We start from the raw sequence: 16,233 nt of genomic DNA on the forward strand, positions 1-16,233 counted from the left end.
TTAAATTACTAGCTTTGCAGCGAAAATTATGCTATCTATTTCGGAAATAAAATCTTTGCTGGCTACGCCACAGAAAATTGTAATTACTACACATCATAAACCCGATGGTGATGCAATGGGTTCATCCCTGGGCTTATATGCTTATCTGATTCAGAAAGGGCATCATGTTCATGTAATTACGCCTAGCGATTACCCTTACTTTTTACATTGGCTACCCAATAATGCGGAGGTCATTATTTATCCCGAGCAACAAGAGCGTTCGGCAAAACTGGTAGCAGAAGCTTCAATGATTTTTTGCCTTGATTTTAATGCGCTTGGCAGGATCAATGAATTGGGTGAATTGGTGAGGGCATCAGACGCCTATAAGCTAATGATCGATCATCACCTGGATCCTGAAGATTTTGATGATTACCGTCATTGGAGTATCAGTGCCTGTGCTGCGGCTCAACTGGTATATGATTTTATTGTAAATGAATTAGGAGATGGGGCAATGTTGAATAAAGACATCGCTACCTGTTTATATACAGGGATCATGACAGATTCGGGTTCTTTCCGCTTTGAATCAGCAAATGCTGCGGTTTATCGCATTGCTGCCGATTTAATCGATTTGGGGGCTGAACATTGGAGAATTCATCAGTTGGTATACGATAATGCTACAGAAAACCGTTTACGTTTTCTGGGCTATTGTTTAAGCGAGAAGCTGGAAGTGATTAGGGAATTTAATACAGCACTCATATCGGTTACTAAAGAAGAGTTGAAGACTTACAATATTGTAACCGGTGATACTGAAGGAATAGTGAATTATGCATTGTCAATTAATGGTGTTAAATTGGCTGCATTTATTATTGAAAGAACTGATAAAGTTAAATTATCTTTGCGCTCCACAGGAGATTTTCCTGCGAATGAGATTTGTAAGAAATACTTTAACGGAGGTGGACATAGAAATGCCGCCGGCGGGTATTCCGATAAAAATTTAGAGGATACAGTGAAGGATTTTAAAGCGCTTTTACCAGACTATAAAGACCAATTGTTTCGATAACAGCGGAGTTGTTAAACAAGAATTTAAAAAATAAACTATAAAAAATATAAATTTAAAAAACCACATGAAGAAAGGTCTAGTAATTCTTTTCGCAGCGACACTTGGGCTGGCTGCTTGTAACAACTACAAAAAAGGTCCGGGAGGCCTGTCGTACATCATTCATAAAGATGGTGGAAACGCAAAGATTAAAGAAGGTGATATCGTTAAGTTAAACTTTATCCAAAAAAGTGAGAAAGATTCTGTGATGTTCAATACATGGGATATGGATCAACCTCAGGTTTTTCCTGTTGCTAAAAAAGTTTATGCAGGTGATATGAACGATGTTTTAACATTGTTTGGAGAAGGTGATAGTGCTACATTTAAATTGGATTTAGATACTATGGCTGCACACTCTGGTCAGCCAAAACCTCCGGGCACAAAAGATAAATACATCGTGTTTACTATAAAAGTGGAAAAAGTGTTAGCTAAAAAAGCTGGCGAAGCTGATTCTACCTTCCAAAAACAAGCGAGAGATTTCTTTGAAAAAGATTACAAAGCAAGCATCGAGAAAAAGAAAGGTGCTGAAGCCGGTAAAATCAAAAAATATATCGCTGATAATAACCTGAAAACTACAACTACTGCTTCTGGTTTACAATATGTAATCAGCAAGCCAGGTGATGCTGTAAAACCTGCTTTAGGTGATACAATGATGGTGAACTACACTGGTAAATTAACAACTAAAAAATCTGACGGTAAAGACAATATTTTCGATACCAGTGATGAGAAAGTTGCTAAAGAAGCAGGTAGATACAATGCAATGGCTCAATATGGTCCTCGCCCTATTACTTTAGGAAGAGCAATTCCAGGATTTGACGAAGGTTTACAATTGATCGGTAAAGGTGGAAAAATCACTTTGATCATCCCTTCAAGTCTTGCTTATGGTGAAGGTGGTATGCCTCAAGGTGGTATCAGTCCTTTCTCTCCACTTGTATTCGAAGTTGAATTAGCTGATATTAAAAAACCAGTTGCAGCACCAGCTGCTCCGGCTGCACCAGTTGCTGCTCCGGCTCCAACTGCAAAAAAATAAGTATAATATTATCCGCTAATCCGGATAATTACAAGACAGGAACCCGGTCTGCATCAGCAGACCGGGTTTTTTATTTGTTAAGCTCCGATGGTTTTTATTAACTTCGCCAATGCTTTTAACCGATACCCATACACATCTGTACTACGAAACAGATGAGGAGAAATTAGATCAGCTAATGCAGCGTTGTTTTGACAATCAAATCGAACGTCTGTTTTTACCTAATGTTGATGTTGCATCTATTGCAAAAATTGATGCCCTGGTAAAGAAATATCCCAATAACTGTTTTGCAATGGCTGGCTTACATCCATGTGATGTAAAGGAGAATTATGAAGAGGTTTTGGATGAGATTTGCCAGAGTATGGTGGACCGGGATATTTATGCCATCGGAGAGATTGGTATAGATTTGCATTGGGATAAAAGCACACTCGCTTTTCAACAAGCAGCTTTCCGAGAGCAAATTAAGTGGGCAAAAGATCTTGAACTGCCTATTGTGATACATTGCAGGGAAGCTTTTGATGAGATCTTTGAGATTTTGGAAGCAGAAAAGGATGAACAGTTAAGAGGAATTTTGCATTGCTTTACAGGAAATCTGGAGCAGGCCAATAAAGCCATCGAGCTTGGTTTTTATCTGGGCATAGGTGGAGTAGTGACTTATAAAAACTCTGGTTTGGATGCAGTATTAAAGCAAGTGCCTTTAGCAAATCTGGTTTTGGAAACGGACTCGCCATATTTGGCACCTGTACCGTATCGCGGTAAACCAAATGAAAGCAGCTACCTGGTGTATGTTGCAGAGAAGCTGGCCGAAATATATGAAACCAGTGTAGCCGAAATAGCTGCTGTAACTACAGCAAATTCCATCAGCATTTTTAAAATTTAATAATGACCAAAATACTCATCATATACACGGGCGGAACTATAGGTATGGTAAATGATACCGATACCGGTACACTAATTCCTTTTAATTTTAAGCAAATTCAGCAAAATGTCCCTGAACTGGCAAGATTGAATTATGAGCTTGAAGTTCATTCTTTTGATCCTATTATGGATTCTTCAAATATGCATCCCGACATTTGGGCGGAGCTGGCAAAGCTGATCTTTACCAGATATGATGAGTTTGATGGATTTGTTATTCTGCATGGTTCGGATACAATGGCCTTTACTGCCTCGGCCTTAAGCTTTATGCTGCAAAATCTGAGCAAACCTGTAATCCTTACGGGGTCGCAGCTTCCAATTGGTGAGATCAGAACTGATGCTAAAGAAAATTTGATTACCGCACTTGAAATTGCGGCAATGAAAGATAAAGGTAAAGCTAAAGTCCCTGAAGTTTGTATCTACTTCGACTCCCAGTTGTTTCGCGGCAATCGTTCCATTAAATACAATTCGGAGAAGTTTGAGGCTTTCCGCTCGCCAAACTATCCTATACTTGCCGAAGCTGGTGTTCATTTAAATTTCTTTAATAATTATATCCTGCCTCAGCCTGGAAAGGAATTGCAGGTGTTGTTAGATTTTAATTCGAACATTGGGGTATTGAAGATGTATCCTGGTATTTCACAACAGGCAGTAATGGCCATTACACATTCTTCAGTAGATGCGATTGTTTTAGAAACCTTTGGTTCTGGAAATACAACTACTGCCGAATGGTTTATCAATTGTTTGAGGGAAGCTATAGCTAGTGGTAAGATCATAGTCGATATTTCTCAATGCCAGCGTGGTTCGGTAGAATTAGGTAAATATGAGACCAGTAAACAGCTGCAGGAAATGGGTGTAGTAAGCGGTTACGACATGACTTTCGAGGCCACCATCACTAAACTCATGTATCTGATGGCGCAAGGGCATAGCTACGAAGAGGTCGTTAAATTGATGGAGCAATCACTTCGCGGAGAATTAACGGCTTAACGTAAAACTTTAGCGTTTGTTTTTTGTGCGGGTATTATAATTTTAAATTTGTAGTTAAATAAAGATGGCAATGAAGATAGAGCAAATTTATACGGGATGTTTGGCAGAAGCTGCTTATTATATTGAGAGTAACGGGGAGGCCGCAATTATTGATCCTTTACGTGAGGTAGGGCCTTATCTCAAAAAAGCTAAGAAAGACAATGCAGTAATCAAGTATATTTTTGAAACGCATTTTCATGCCGATTTTGTATCCGGACATATTGATCTTGCTGAGAAATCGGGTGCTGAAATTGTATATGGTCCTACGGCCAAAACTTCTTTCAAATCACATGTTGCAGTAGATGGGGAGCAGTTTAAAATAGGCGAATTGACGATCACGGTGTTGCATACACCGGGACACACACCTGAGTCGACTACTTATTTACTGACGGATAAGGATGGCAAGCCTTATTGCATTTTTACCGGTGATACCTTGTTTATTGGTGATGTAGGCAGGCCGGATCTGGCACAGCAGGGAGACCTGACTATGGAAGATATGGCTGCTACTTTATATGATTCATTGCAAAATAAAATATTAACACTTCCTGATGAGGTATTGGTGTATCCTGCTCATGGCGCGGGTTCTGCTTGCGGTAAGAGCATGAGTAAAGAAACCTTTGACACCCTTGGTCACCAGAAGGAAGTGAATTATGCACTTAAAGCTACGTCGAAAGCTCAGTTTGTAAAAGAAGTTACTGATGGTATTTTACCTCCTCCGCAGTATTTTGCAAAAAATGCTGCCATGAATAAAAATGGCTATGAAAGTTTTGATGATGTCTATGAAAAAGGACTGAAACCTTTGAGTCCAGAGGAGTTCGAAACTATGGCAAACTTAACGGGTGCTTTGATTTTGGATACCAGAGATCCGCAGGTATTTGCCAAAGGCTTTGTACCTTCATCTGTAAATATAGGTTTGAATGGTCAGTTTGCCCCTTGGGTTGGTGCGCTGATTACGGATTTAAAGCACCCTCTATTGCTGGTTGTGGAAGCCGGTAAGGAAGACGAGGCCATAACCCGCCTGGCAAGGGTAGGGTATGACAATACAATTGGCTATCTAGATGGCGGTATTGCTGCGTGGGAGCAGGCCGGTAAGGATGTGGATATCATTAAATCGATTACAGCTGATGAATTTGAGCATATAGCGAACGCAGATACATCCATTAGGGTGCTTGATGTAAGGAAGCCTGGGGAATACGAATCTGAGCATCTGGAAATGACGCTGACCCGTCCATTGGATTATATCAATGACTGGACTGGTGAAATTGACCAGAATGATACTTATTATGTACACTGCGCAGGTGGTTACCGATCTATGATAGCTGCCTCCATCCTTAAAGCAAGGGGTGTTGAGCATGTCATAGATATTGCCGGCGGTTATGGTGCAATTAAAAATACAGGCTTAAAACGCACAGATTTTGCCTGTCCTTCAAAAGCGATGAAAGCTTAAGCTGTTAGCTTTAAAACATTTTTAACAAAGCTGCCTATTGCACGTTCTACTGATGGAATGTCTTTTGAGGTCATATAAGAGCCTAAAACATGACTGCCGCCATTAGGGATCGCAACTTTGGTTTTTAACGGTACTGGTGTGCCCAGTTGATCAAACATCCGTAATTCTGCAGATACCCTTACCACGTGGTCCTGCTCTTTTTCATTTTTATAATAATAGAGTAGTAATACTGGCTGGGTTACTTTTTCGAATGTTGTTTTATTCATACTGGTTTCCAGGAGTTCTTGTAACTGTACAGTCGATTCAAGCCGGTAACTGGAGTACCAGTATTTTTTTTCATCACGTGTTTTATTTTTCACCACTCTCTCCTTACTACCTATAACCATGCGCGCAATTTGTAAGCCCCAGGGGTTATTTAACATAAAGGCCAGTTTGTCGTTGATTTCAATGTTTGGCGAAATTAAAATAAGGCTATTGACATCAGGATAAGTGGCAGCGAGTTTAAGTGCTAGTGTCCCTCCGGTGGATGTTCCGATAATGATCACCTTTTTGCCGAGTCTTTTTCCAATTTCAAATGCTTGTTTGGCGCTTTCCCAAAGCCTGTCAGGAGTTGAATACTTCATTGCCGATACAGTGTCCACCCCATGGTCTGCAAGTCGCGCCAGGTATAGATTGGCATGCAATAATTTCGCGAGGTAAAAGTACGTAGGGTTCCCTTCTGCTTTAGAGGCTGTGTAGCCATGCAGGTACACTACAGCGTAATCTGATTGCTGTTTTTGACTGCTGTCCGCCCAAACGATTTCGGCTTCGTTACCGGGCTTTATTTTGTGTTGTGATTCTATCTTCTTTACATAGTCTTCGAGCTGAGAAAGTGCAGGAACATTTGGGAGTTGGGGGCTGTATTCGGGATGGTTAGGCTTGGGCCCAAGCAAATAGACGATTGCACCAATTAAAATAACTGCAGTAAAAATCTTTAAAGTCTTTGAGCGTTTATTCATGATGGTTTCATTTTAAACTCTTTTTTACTAAAAGTACGCTTTTAAAGATATTTAATTTATGTTTGCACACATATTTTTTAACCTGAATGCCAGGAATAAATCAGATAAAACTACCCATAGCCGCAGATATAGCTGTCTTTGAAGAAAAGTTCAAGGCATCAATGCATAGTGATGCGCCATTGCTAGATCGTATAACCCATTATATTGTAAAGCGTAAGGGTAAGCAGATCAGGCCAATGTTTGTTTTTTTTGCTGCGAAACTTTGCGGTGGAATCATAGAATCAACTCATAGAGGGGCGGCGCTTGTAGAGCTATTGCATACCGCTACACTTGTTCATGATGATGTGGTGGATAATGCTTATGAGCGCAGGGGCTTCTTTTCTATTAATGCTTTATGGAAAAATAAGATTGCCGTTTTAGTAGGTGATTATTTGCTGGCAAAAGGCTTATTACTTTCTGTAAACAACTCAGAGTTCCGGTTATTGCAAATTGTTTCTGAGGCGGTGAAACAGATGAGTGAAGGGGAGTTGCTGCAGATCGAGAAGGTAAGAAGGATGGATATCAGTGAAGCACTTTACTTTGATGTGATCAGACAAAAAACGGCTTCTCTTATTGCTTCTTGTTGTGCATGTGGTGCTGCTTCGGCAGGTGCTGATGAAGAAACGATTGAGAAAATGCGGCTGTTTGGCGAAAAGGTGGGTATTGCTTTTCAAATTAAAGATGATACTTTTGATTTTGGAACCGATGATGTGGGTAAGCCCCTGGGTATTGATATCAAGGAAAAAAAGGTTACGCTTCCGTTGATCTATGCGTTAAACCGCGCAGATAAGGCAGAGAAGAAAAGAATTATAAGTCTGGTAAAGAATCATCAGGATGAGCCGGCCAAGATACAGGAGATCATTGATTTTGTAAATGCCAAAGAGGGTGTGCATTATGCCAATGAGAAAATGATCCAGTATCAGCAAGAGGCCTTTGATATTCTGCACAGCTTTGAGCCTTGTGATGCAAGGACAGGGTTGGAGCAATTGGTTCGGTATACTACCGAACGCAAAAAATAAATTACAAAAAAATTAACTATAGTACCGAGTGGGATTGTGGCAATGCTACATTTCTTAGAAGAAATGCAGATTCGCTATTGATCACTTATATTCTTTGTATGGCCTGATATTTCTTAATAATACAATTATGTTAATATTAATTATTAATATATTGATATTTTTAGTTGTTAATTGTTTTTATTATTAATTATACTTTTTTAAAGTAGAATTATTTATTTATCTTTGTTAGGCTAACTAAGATTGTTTATGCCAAAGCAAGTTCGTATCCCCATTAGTAAAGCGGTAGAGGAGAGATCGAGGTATATCGATTTTAAAACCGACTTTGCTTTCAGGCATCTTTTTGCTAAGGAGTCGCATTTGGATTTATTAAAAGACTTCCTAAATGCGGTTTTTAAAGGACGTAAGGTAATTGAAGCCGTTAAGCTTGGTAAAACTGATCATAAAGGGAATCGGAAAATTGATCGCAGAACTGTTTTTGACATATACTGCATCAGTAATAAGGGGGAAAGGTTTGTTGTCGAAATGCAGCAAGGCAATCGTAAGTTTTTTAAAGACAGAATCTTGTATTACACTGCAAACCTGGTTCAAGAGCAAGGTAAGTCTGTAGATGCTAACTGGAATTATGAATTGCCTGAGGTTTATTTTATTGCAATTATAGATTTTCGGCTTGAGGATATTGAGGGTAATCATTACATACATGATGTAAGACTAATGGACGTCAATACTAACCGACAATTTTATGATAAATTGGGATATATTTTCGTCGAGTTGCCTGGCTTTAATAAAAGCGAAGACCAGTTAATCACGAGTGAAGATAACTGGCTGTTCTGTTTAAAGCATATGAGTAATCTGAAGGAAATTCCTTTACCTTTGAGTAATAGTGATGTTTTTAAAAAACTATTTAAAATAGCAGAAATCAGTAGTTTAAATCAAAAGGATATGAATGCATACCAGGCAAACTTAAAAATAAAACGCGATAACTACAGCCTCATGGAAACGGTGAAGGAGACTAGTTTAAAAATTGGTATTGAAAAAGGAATTCAGCAAGGTCTTTTTGAGGGACGTGCTGAAGAACGTACGAAGGTTTTGAAAGAGAGAAAAGAACTGGCAATTGAAATGAAGCGAGACAATGAGCCAATTGCTAAAATAATAAAATATACTAAGCTTTCTATTGAGGAGATCGAGCTGCTTTAAGTTTCCTCTGGTATATGCTGGCGCGATGGTATATTAAATGATAGAAACTTTAATCCCCAAACTTTCCAGTCCTTTTTTGATTTGATCGGAAATGCCGCTATCAGTAATGATATGGTCCACTTCTTCAATGCCGCATATTCTTCCAAAGCCTCGTTTCCCAAACTTGGTTGAGTCTGCAAGTACAATTATTTTCTGAGAAGATTCAATCATCTGCCTGTTTAGGTAGGCTTCTGATGCATTGGTGGTAGTTAGTCCAAACTCCAGATCTATTCCATCCACACCAAGGAACAGTTTGCTGCAGAAAACGGTACTTAAAACATTATCTGAATAAGGCCCTGCAACAGACGATGAGCTTTTTCTTAATAACCCTCCTAGCTGAATGATCTCGATGTCGTTATGATGTAGCAATTCAAGCGCAACATTTAATGCTGCTGTAATTACCGTTAAGCTACCTTTTGGTTTGATACAGCGTGCCATGGCCAATACAGTTGTCCCAGAGGCAATGATGATCGAGTCGTTGGCTTCAATGAGTTCTGCTGCCAATGCTCCGATTCTCATCTTTTCTGCCGATTGCAGATGTACCTTTTCATTTACAGGTCTGTCAACTGTATAAGGATTATGGAGTGTCGCCCCTCCGTGGGTCCTGTATAAAAGATTTTTATCTTCGAGAAGTTTCAGGTCCTTGCGTATTGTTACAGACGAAACGTCTAATGTTTTGCATAGCGACTGCACATCTATAGCACCTTCTGTTTGAATTTTATTTAAAATATATTGATGTCTTTCAGCGATGTTGATCATTTATCTATAGGTAAGGCAGTAGTAATATAAGCATAATTTTTAATAGCAATGCTAATTGCGCAACAAACTTAACGGTAAAAAATAAATATGACAATTTGTTTTTTATAATAAAAATCTTTCTTTAGTTTCGTTTAGTTATGTTTTATTTCATAAACGAAAGATTGTGAAATAGTATTGTTTGAAATTGAAAAAAAACGGAATGGTATTTAGCCGGGAGTCATTCATAAAGCAAGTAGAAGGAAAAGATAGTTGGGACGTTATCATTATTGGTGGCGGGGCAACAGGATTGGGGACAGCTGTGGATGCAGCAAGTAGGGGTTATAGCACATTGCTGCTTGAGCAATCAGATTTTGCAAAGGGAACATCAAGCAGAAGCACCAAGTTGGTTCATGGGGGCGTTCGGTATTTGGCACAAGGTGATATCGCATTGGTTTATGAAGCATTGCATGAACGTGGGCTTTTGCTTAAAAATGCACCTCACCTGGTTAAAGATCAGGATTTTATTATACCAGTGTATTCTTGGGTATCGAAGTATAAATATCTGATTGGGTTAAAGCTTTATGATTTACTGGCTGGAAAAAGTGGTTTTAAGAAATCATCATTTCTATCAGCAGATAAAGTCTTGAAAGCTATTCCAGGATTAAAGTCTGAAGGTTTAATGGGTGGAGTGAGCTATAGTGATGGACAGTTTGATGATGCCCGGTTGGCATTGAATCTTGCACAGACAGCTGCCGAATACGGTGGGGTGTTATTGAATTATACAAAGGTCACCGGTTTAACAAAAGATAATGGGAATATCAATGGTGTTAGTTTTACAGATACGGAGACGGATAAAAATTATACACTAAAAGCAAAAGTGGTGGTTAATGCTACCGGTGTTTTTGTGGATGAGATTTTAAAGATGGATGTTCCGTCTGGAAAGGCAATTGTTCGCCCAAGTCAAGGGGCGCATGTAGTTCTTGATGCTTCCTTTCTAAAAGGAGAAAGCGCGCTGATGATCCCTAAAACTCCAGATGGAAGGGTACTGTTTGCTGTGCCTTGGCATGGTAAAGTATTGGTAGGAACAACCGATACGCCTTTAGATGAACATAGTTTAGAGCCGAGGCCATTGGATGAAGAGATTGATTTTATACTAACTACTGCAGGTAAATATCTTACAAAGGAACCCTCTAGAAATGATGTGCTTGCTGCATTTGCGGGTTTAAGGCCATTGGCTGCTCCGGGTAAAGATACCAATAGTACTAAAGAAATCTCGAGAAGTCACAAATTAATCATTAGTAAGTCTGGATTGATCACCATTACGGGTGGTAAGTGGACAACTTATCGCAGGATGGCCATGGATGTTGTTGATAGGGCGATTGAGCTGGGTAAGCTAGCTGCAAAAAAATGTATTACACAGGATGTTAAAATACATGGATATGTTGCTGAGATGCAGACTGGAGATTTGGGTTTGTATGGAGCTGATGCTGATGGAATTCGTGCTTTGATGAAAGCTGATCCGAAACTAAATGAAGCTTTGAAACCTGGATTCAGGTATATGAAGGCAGAGGTGGTTTGGATGGTTCGCAATGAAATGGCGCGGACCATAGAGGATGTGCTTTCGCGCAGGATGCGTTTATTGTTTTTGGATGCAAAATTGGCTTTGATCCTTGCGCCGGCAGTGGCTAGTGTAATGGCAGAAGAGTTGGGTAAGGATGATAAATGGATAAATACGCAGGTCGAAACATTTACAATACTTGCAAAGCAGTACTTATTATACACTTCATGATGGAGAATATAAAGGTGAAGCTTTGGCAAAAGCTATAACCTAATTTAATTGAGACTTAACATTAACTTAAAATATCAAACTTGATATTTGCTGCAAATTAAAGTTAGTCGAAATGAAACGAAATATTTCAAAACAAAAAGAACTAACCAAATAAACCAAAATGCATTATGATTAGAAACTCTACAAACTACATGCAATTTAAAAGACCATTTAAATACCTTGCTTTTGCCTGGATAGTGGTTTTTATACAATTGCCTCAATTGCTACAGGCCGAAACCGGGTCGGTAGCTTACCTGTTTCGACAGGAAATTGTAACTGTAAAAGGTACTGTAAAAGATGGTGTAGATAAGCAACCCTTACCAGGCGTTACCATTACAGATAGCCAAAGGAAAGTATTAGGTGTAACAGATCAGAATGGCTTCTTTACTATAAAGGTGGCCAAAGGGGCTGAAATATCCTTCAATATGTTAGGCTTTACGGCCGTAAAGCATACAATTAATGCCAGTCAGGATAACCTAAGCATTATGATGAGTAGCTCAAGTAATGATCTTAATGAAGTTGTCGTTACAGCACTTGGTATTAAAAGGGAAGAAAAATCTTTGGGCTATAGCACTACTACTGTTAAGGGGGAAGATTTAACCAATGCATTATCTAATAACTGGACTGATGCATTGTCAGGAAAAGTTGCCGGATTGAATATTATAAAATCTGGCGGTGGTCCTGCTGGTTCCACAAAGATCATTTTGAGAGGTGAAAATTCTTTTAACGCTGCCGATAGTGAAGCGCTAATTGTAGTTGACGGAGTTATTATTAGTGGTGGTAGTGGGAAGCTGACGGGGACAGGTAGTGGGAACTATCTTGATGCAGATTCACCTGTAGATTTTGGCTCCAGTATTGCTGATATCAATCCAGATGATATTGAGAGTGTATCGGTGCTTAAAGGCCCTGGAGCATCAGCTTTGTATGGTTCTCGTGGTGGGAATGGCGCTATCCTTATTACTACTAAACAAGGCTCTTCAAAGCAAAAAGGGTGGGGTATTACTTTAAATTCAAATACTTCATTCGCAACTATAAACCGTTGGCCGGATTATCAATATGAATATGGTCAAGGAGACAGAGCTACCAATGGAGATTTGTATTATTCTTATGGGGATAGTGAAGATGGAGGAAGGACTTATAGTTCAAGTTCAGCATGGGGACCGAAATTTAATGGACAATTGTATTATCAGTATGAACCTGACAGATATAGGCTTACGGCAATTCCGGCAGGTACAGCTACTAAAACACCATGGGTAGCATACCCGAACAATAGAAAAGATTTTTTCGAAACGGCAAAGACCTTTACGAATTCACTTTCATTGGCAGGTGGAACAGCTAAGACATCAGTTCGACTATCCTACACAAATGCAGTTAATACCTGGATTATACCTAATACAGGTTACAACAGAAATACAGTAGCATTACAGCTTAGTCATGCTGTTAATGATAAACTGACTGTTTCGAGTAAAATCAACTACAATAATCGTTGGAGTGATAACCTGCCGTCGACAGGTTACAATAACCAAACGATTATGTATTTTATCCGTGGTCTTACTCCTAATATGGATCTAAATTGGTTTAAAGATTATTGGTTGCCAGGCCAGGAAGGTATTACACAACGTCGACCTTTCTCTTTACAACTAGACAATCCTTACCTGCAGGCTAATGAAATGCTTAATAAATCCAACAGGAATGGAATAATTGGTAATGTTAGCGCTACTTATAATTTTAATAAAAAGCTGAGTTTACTAGTTCGATCTGCCCTTGATTTTTCGGCTGAAGACAGATCACAACGCAAGCCTAAAAATACCCAAAAGTATGCCGATGGGATGTATCGTGAACAGGATATTGTTATAAGTGAAGTTAACAGCGATTTTTTGCTGAAATATGATGACGCGATTAAAAGTGCTAATCTTAAATACAGTATGTCTGTCGGAGGGAGCATGATGCATAACAGGTATAGAAGGGATGAGTATCGTGCGGAAAAATTAATATACCCGGGTATTTTTACTCTAGCTAATAGCGCGCTTACATTGGAGGCTCGTCCTGTCCGTTCTCAATATGCGACTAATAGTTGGTATGGATTAGGTACAATAAGTTATAGGGATTACTTATTTTTAGATGCCACTGTCCGCTCAGACAGAACGAGTATTTTGACAAATCCTATGTTTCCTGCTAGAAATAAGCCTATTTTCTATTCATCACTCAACCTAAGTGCAGTGATGTCTGAAATTTTTAAACTGCCTTCAGAAATTTCGTTCTGGAAAATGAGGGCTTCAATTGCAGGTGTAGGTAGCGGAAGTACGACCCCTTACATGACATCTTATACTTATAGTCCAAGTATATATTTTCCTTCAGGACTAGTTAATCCAACTACTCTTCCTAACATGGATTTACGACCTTTGTTTACAAAAAGTTTAGAGTTGGGTACAAATATCAGGCTGTTTAAAAGCAGCGTAGAGTTAGATGTCGCGGTATATAAAAATAATACTTCAGATCAAATTATCCCTGCCCCTGTTGACGTTTCAAGTGGTTATAGCCAGATGTATATCAATGCCGGTGAAGTTCAGAATAAGGGTCTTGAAATTCAGCTTAACGGAACGCCTTTGAAATCTAAAAATGGGTTAAACTGGAAATCGTTTGGTAACATTTCTTCAAATACTAATAAAGTTATTAGTATTATGAATGATAGAAAGGTGCTGCTGACCATGTTTGGTGCCAATGGTAGTATAGAAGCGCGAACTGGCGGCAGTTTGGGTGATATGTTCGGTTTCGGGTATGTTCACGCACCTGATGGACAAATTGTTTATGAAAACGGTTTGGCGAAGTTAGGTGATACTCTTTTATATCTGGGCAATTATGTACCAAAATACAAATTCGGTTTTGGTAATCAATTTAGCTATAAAAGATTTGGATTAAATATCTTATTTGATGGACAAATTGGTGGTAAGGCTTATTCATTAACTCATGCAGTTTTGGCTGAAGAAGGAAAGCTTAAAGAAACACTTCCAGGAAGATATAATGGAATTATTGGCAATGGTGTAATTAAAAATGCTGATGGAACCTATCGTCCAAATGATGTTGTAGCCACAAATATTGGTAACTATTACTATAGCCATTTTCAAAGAGAAAATATAGAGTCTAATATATTTAGGACGGATTATATCAAATTAAGAGAGGTTCGGTTTGACTATACACTTTCACCTAGGTTGATTAAACGTTTAAAAATGCAAAAAGCCACTATTGGTGTTTACGGTCGTGATTTGCTCGTATTTACAAAATGGCCTGCATTCGATCCTGAATTTGGTACTCTTGCAGACGGAGAGATTACTTCAGGAGCTGAGATTGCTCAATTCCCTTCTACCAGAACAATTGGAATTAACTTAAGCATTAGTTTGTAATCTAAAGAATGATGAAAAATATAAAGAACTTTATGTGGGCTACATTATTAACTGTAACAGTTTGTAGTCCTTCATGCACTAAAGATTTCGCCGAAATCAATACAAATCCTAATGCAACAATTGCTGCTACCCCTGAGACACTTTTAGCTCCAGCTTTATTAGCAATGGTTAACAATAATATGAATAGGTCCATGCGTTTAAATAATGAACTCATGCAGGTTGATGTTACTACTGGTGACTCAAGGGAGGTTCATCGATACATTGTTAAACCAAGTGAATCTGATTTTATGTGGAGGAATTGGTATCTGCAACTTACCAATTTTAGAGATATGTACAACAGTGCAAGATTAACGCAGCAGGCGAGCTATAAAACATTTATGGGAATTGGCTTGATATTGGATGTTTGGACAAGCTCTTTAATCACTGACCTGTATGGCGATGTTCCTTATTCTGAATCAAATCTTGGAAAGGAAGGCCTTGTACAGCCAAAATTTGATAGTCAGAAAGATATCTATGCAGATCTGTATAGAAAACTAGAAGAAGCCAATACATTGCTTACTGAAAATGCTGATTTACCAAGTGCGCAAAGAGTTCTTGATCCATTGTATGGAGGAATTGCTTTGAGCTGGAGAAAATTTGGAAACTCCCTTTATTTGCGTCTTTTACTTCGTGCTTCTGCTAAAGTTGAATCTGGCGCAATTGACAAAATCAAGGAAATTGCTGAAACCAAAAAATCAACTTATCCAATGATTTCCAATAATCTGGAATCTGCAATATTGCCAGTTGGTTCAACAACACCTTTAATGTCGGAATTTGCCAACTACAGGGATTTGGATTTCAGTGGTGGTAAAGGTTATACAGAATTTTTTATAAATAACCTAAATGCATGGACGGATCCGCGTCTTCCAAAATGGGCGACTATTTCTGGTGGCGGATATATTGGAATGCCTAGTGGTTACATTAATGGTCAAATTCCTGAACCTGCATCTACATTTATGCTTAGTTTAAAAACGGACAAGCGTTTGGGGAATATCTTGAACTATGCAGAAGTTCAATTTATGCTTGCTGAGGCTTCATTGAAGGGCTATATCACAGGTATACCTAAGACTTATTATAACACCGGAATAGAAAATGCAATTACCATGTGGGAAGTAGCTATGCCGGCAGGGCATTTGGATAAGGAAGATGTGAAATGGAACGATCTTGGAGATTTAAATGCAAAAATGGAGCAAATTTTCCTTCAAAAATATTTTGCATTATTTTTTACGGACTTTCAACAATATACGGAATTTAGAAGAACAGGACATCCTTACCTTCCTATAGGTCCTGGAGTAAAAAATGATGGTAAAATGCCATCTAGATTTAGATATCCAGTCAATACGCAAGCCACAAATCCAACCAATTATCAGGCTGCAGTATCGGCTATGGGTGGAGATGATATCAATGTAAAGGTTTGGTGGAATAGACCTTAATTAATTACCAATAAAAAC

The 16,233-nt window shown here is 38.8% G+C and carries 12 protein-coding genes; 10 read left to right on the top strand and 2 right to left on the bottom strand.

Going from position 1 to position 16,233, the window contains the following annotated elements; translation table 11 throughout:
- Positions 1-28: 28 nt before the first annotated feature.
- The 5 genes from P0Y49_01375 (at position 29) to P0Y49_01395 (ending at position 5,487) form a co-directional block, all read left to right on the top strand.
- Positions 29-1,039, top strand: a complete 1,011-nt coding sequence (locus P0Y49_01375; GenBank protein WEK19804.1) for a DHH family phosphoesterase — start codon at positions 29-31, stop codon at positions 1,037-1,039.
- A gap of 64 nt (positions 1,040-1,103) precedes the next feature.
- Positions 1,104-2,105, top strand: a complete 1,002-nt coding sequence (locus P0Y49_01380) for an FKBP-type peptidyl-prolyl cis-trans isomerase (protein WEK19805.1) — start codon at positions 1,104-1,106, stop codon at positions 2,103-2,105.
- A gap of 109 nt (positions 2,106-2,214) precedes the next feature.
- Positions 2,215-2,982: a TatD family hydrolase gene (locus tag P0Y49_01385; protein WEK19806.1), complete on the top strand. Its 768-nt coding sequence runs from the start codon at positions 2,215-2,217 to the stop codon at positions 2,980-2,982.
- A gap of 2 nt (positions 2,983-2,984) precedes the next feature.
- The gene (locus P0Y49_01390) at positions 2,985-4,001 is read left to right on the top strand and encodes a type I asparaginase (protein WEK19807.1); all 1,017 of its coding nucleotides are present in this window, start codon (positions 2,985-2,987) and stop codon (positions 3,999-4,001) included.
- 70 nt (positions 4,002-4,071) lie between these two features.
- Positions 4,072-5,487: an MBL fold metallo-hydrolase gene (locus P0Y49_01395; protein WEK19808.1), complete on the top strand. Its 1,416-nt coding sequence runs from the start codon at positions 4,072-4,074 to the stop codon at positions 5,485-5,487.
- Here P0Y49_01395 and P0Y49_01400 read toward each other — a convergent pair.
- On the bottom strand, positions 5,484-6,485 hold the full coding sequence (locus tag P0Y49_01400) for an alpha/beta fold hydrolase (GenBank protein WEK19809.1): 1,002 nt from the start codon (positions 6,483-6,485) through the stop codon (positions 5,484-5,486). The genes P0Y49_01395 and P0Y49_01400 overlap by 4 nt on opposite strands.
- Before the next feature lie 86 nt (positions 6,486-6,571).
- On the opposite strand from P0Y49_01400, the gene P0Y49_01405 reads away from it, so the two are divergent.
- Together P0Y49_01405 and P0Y49_01410 are read left to right on the top strand one after the other, a co-directional pair.
- A complete protein-coding gene (locus P0Y49_01405) occupies positions 6,572-7,543 on the top strand; it encodes a polyprenyl synthetase family protein (GenBank protein WEK19810.1) in 972 nt (323 codons plus the stop codon).
- A gap of 246 nt (positions 7,544-7,789) precedes the next feature.
- Positions 7,790-8,737, top strand: coding sequence for an Rpn family recombination-promoting nuclease/putative transposase (locus P0Y49_01410; GenBank protein WEK19811.1), 948 nt, complete (start codon positions 7,790-7,792; stop codon positions 8,735-8,737).
- 33 nt (positions 8,738-8,770) lie between these two features.
- Here P0Y49_01410 and P0Y49_01415 read toward each other — a convergent pair whose 3' ends face one another.
- A complete protein-coding gene (locus P0Y49_01415; GenBank protein WEK19812.1) occupies positions 8,771-9,535 on the bottom strand; it encodes a DeoR/GlpR family DNA-binding transcription regulator in 765 nt (254 codons plus the stop codon).
- Between the two features lie 199 nt (positions 9,536-9,734).
- Between P0Y49_01415 and P0Y49_01420 the strand changes: the two genes are divergently transcribed.
- From P0Y49_01420 to P0Y49_01430, 3 genes are all read left to right on the top strand, one after another.
- Positions 9,735-11,303: a glycerol-3-phosphate dehydrogenase/oxidase gene (locus P0Y49_01420; protein WEK21764.1), complete on the top strand. Its 1,569-nt coding sequence runs from the start codon at positions 9,735-9,737 to the stop codon at positions 11,301-11,303.
- Between the two features lie 167 nt (positions 11,304-11,470).
- Positions 11,471-14,743, top strand: coding sequence for a SusC/RagA family TonB-linked outer membrane protein (locus P0Y49_01425; GenBank protein WEK19813.1), 3,273 nt, complete (start codon positions 11,471-11,473; stop codon positions 14,741-14,743).
- Positions 14,744-14,751: 8 nt separating this feature from the next.
- The gene (locus P0Y49_01430) at positions 14,752-16,215 is read left to right on the top strand and encodes a SusD/RagB family nutrient-binding outer membrane lipoprotein (GenBank protein WEK19814.1); all 1,464 of its coding nucleotides are present in this window, start codon (positions 14,752-14,754) and stop codon (positions 16,213-16,215) included.
- The last annotated feature ends 18 nt before the right edge of the window (positions 16,216-16,233 follow it).

It is taken from the genome of Candidatus Pedobacter colombiensis (genome assembly GCA_029202485.1).
Classification (GTDB): Bacteria; Bacteroidota; Bacteroidia; order Sphingobacteriales; family Sphingobacteriaceae; genus Pedobacter; species Pedobacter colombiensis.

Excerpts from the sequence above, each read along its gene's own strand:
- P0Y49_01430 (WEK19814.1), top strand. The coding sequence starts at position 14,752 with ATGATGAAAAATATAAAGAACTTTATGTGGGCTACATTATTAACTGTA.
- P0Y49_01380 (WEK19805.1), top strand. The coding sequence starts at position 1,104 with ATGAAGAAAGGTCTAGTAATTCTTTTCGCAGCGACACTTGGGCTGGCT.
- P0Y49_01405 (WEK19810.1), top strand. The coding sequence starts at position 6,572 with ATGCCAGGAATAAATCAGATAAAACTACCCATAGCCGCAGATATAGCT.
- P0Y49_01400 (WEK19809.1), bottom strand. The coding sequence starts at position 6,485 with ATGAATAAACGCTCAAAGACTTTAAAGATTTTTACTGCAGTTATTTTA.
- P0Y49_01375 (WEK19804.1), top strand. The coding sequence starts at position 29 with ATGCTATCTATTTCGGAAATAAAATCTTTGCTGGCTACGCCACAGAAA.
- P0Y49_01395 (WEK19808.1), top strand. The coding sequence starts at position 4,072 with ATGAAGATAGAGCAAATTTATACGGGATGTTTGGCAGAAGCTGCTTAT.
- P0Y49_01415 (WEK19812.1), bottom strand. The coding sequence starts at position 9,535 with ATGATCAACATCGCTGAAAGACATCAATATATTTTAAATAAAATTCAA.
- P0Y49_01425 (WEK19813.1), top strand. The coding sequence starts at position 11,471 with ATGATTAGAAACTCTACAAACTACATGCAATTTAAAAGACCATTTAAA.
- P0Y49_01385 (WEK19806.1), top strand. The coding sequence starts at position 2,215 with ATGCTTTTAACCGATACCCATACACATCTGTACTACGAAACAGATGAG.
- P0Y49_01420 (WEK21764.1), top strand. The coding sequence starts at position 9,735 with ATGGTATTTAGCCGGGAGTCATTCATAAAGCAAGTAGAAGGAAAAGAT.
- P0Y49_01410 (WEK19811.1), top strand. The coding sequence starts at position 7,790 with ATGCCAAAGCAAGTTCGTATCCCCATTAGTAAAGCGGTAGAGGAGAGA.
- P0Y49_01390 (WEK19807.1), top strand. The coding sequence starts at position 2,985 with ATGACCAAAATACTCATCATATACACGGGCGGAACTATAGGTATGGTA.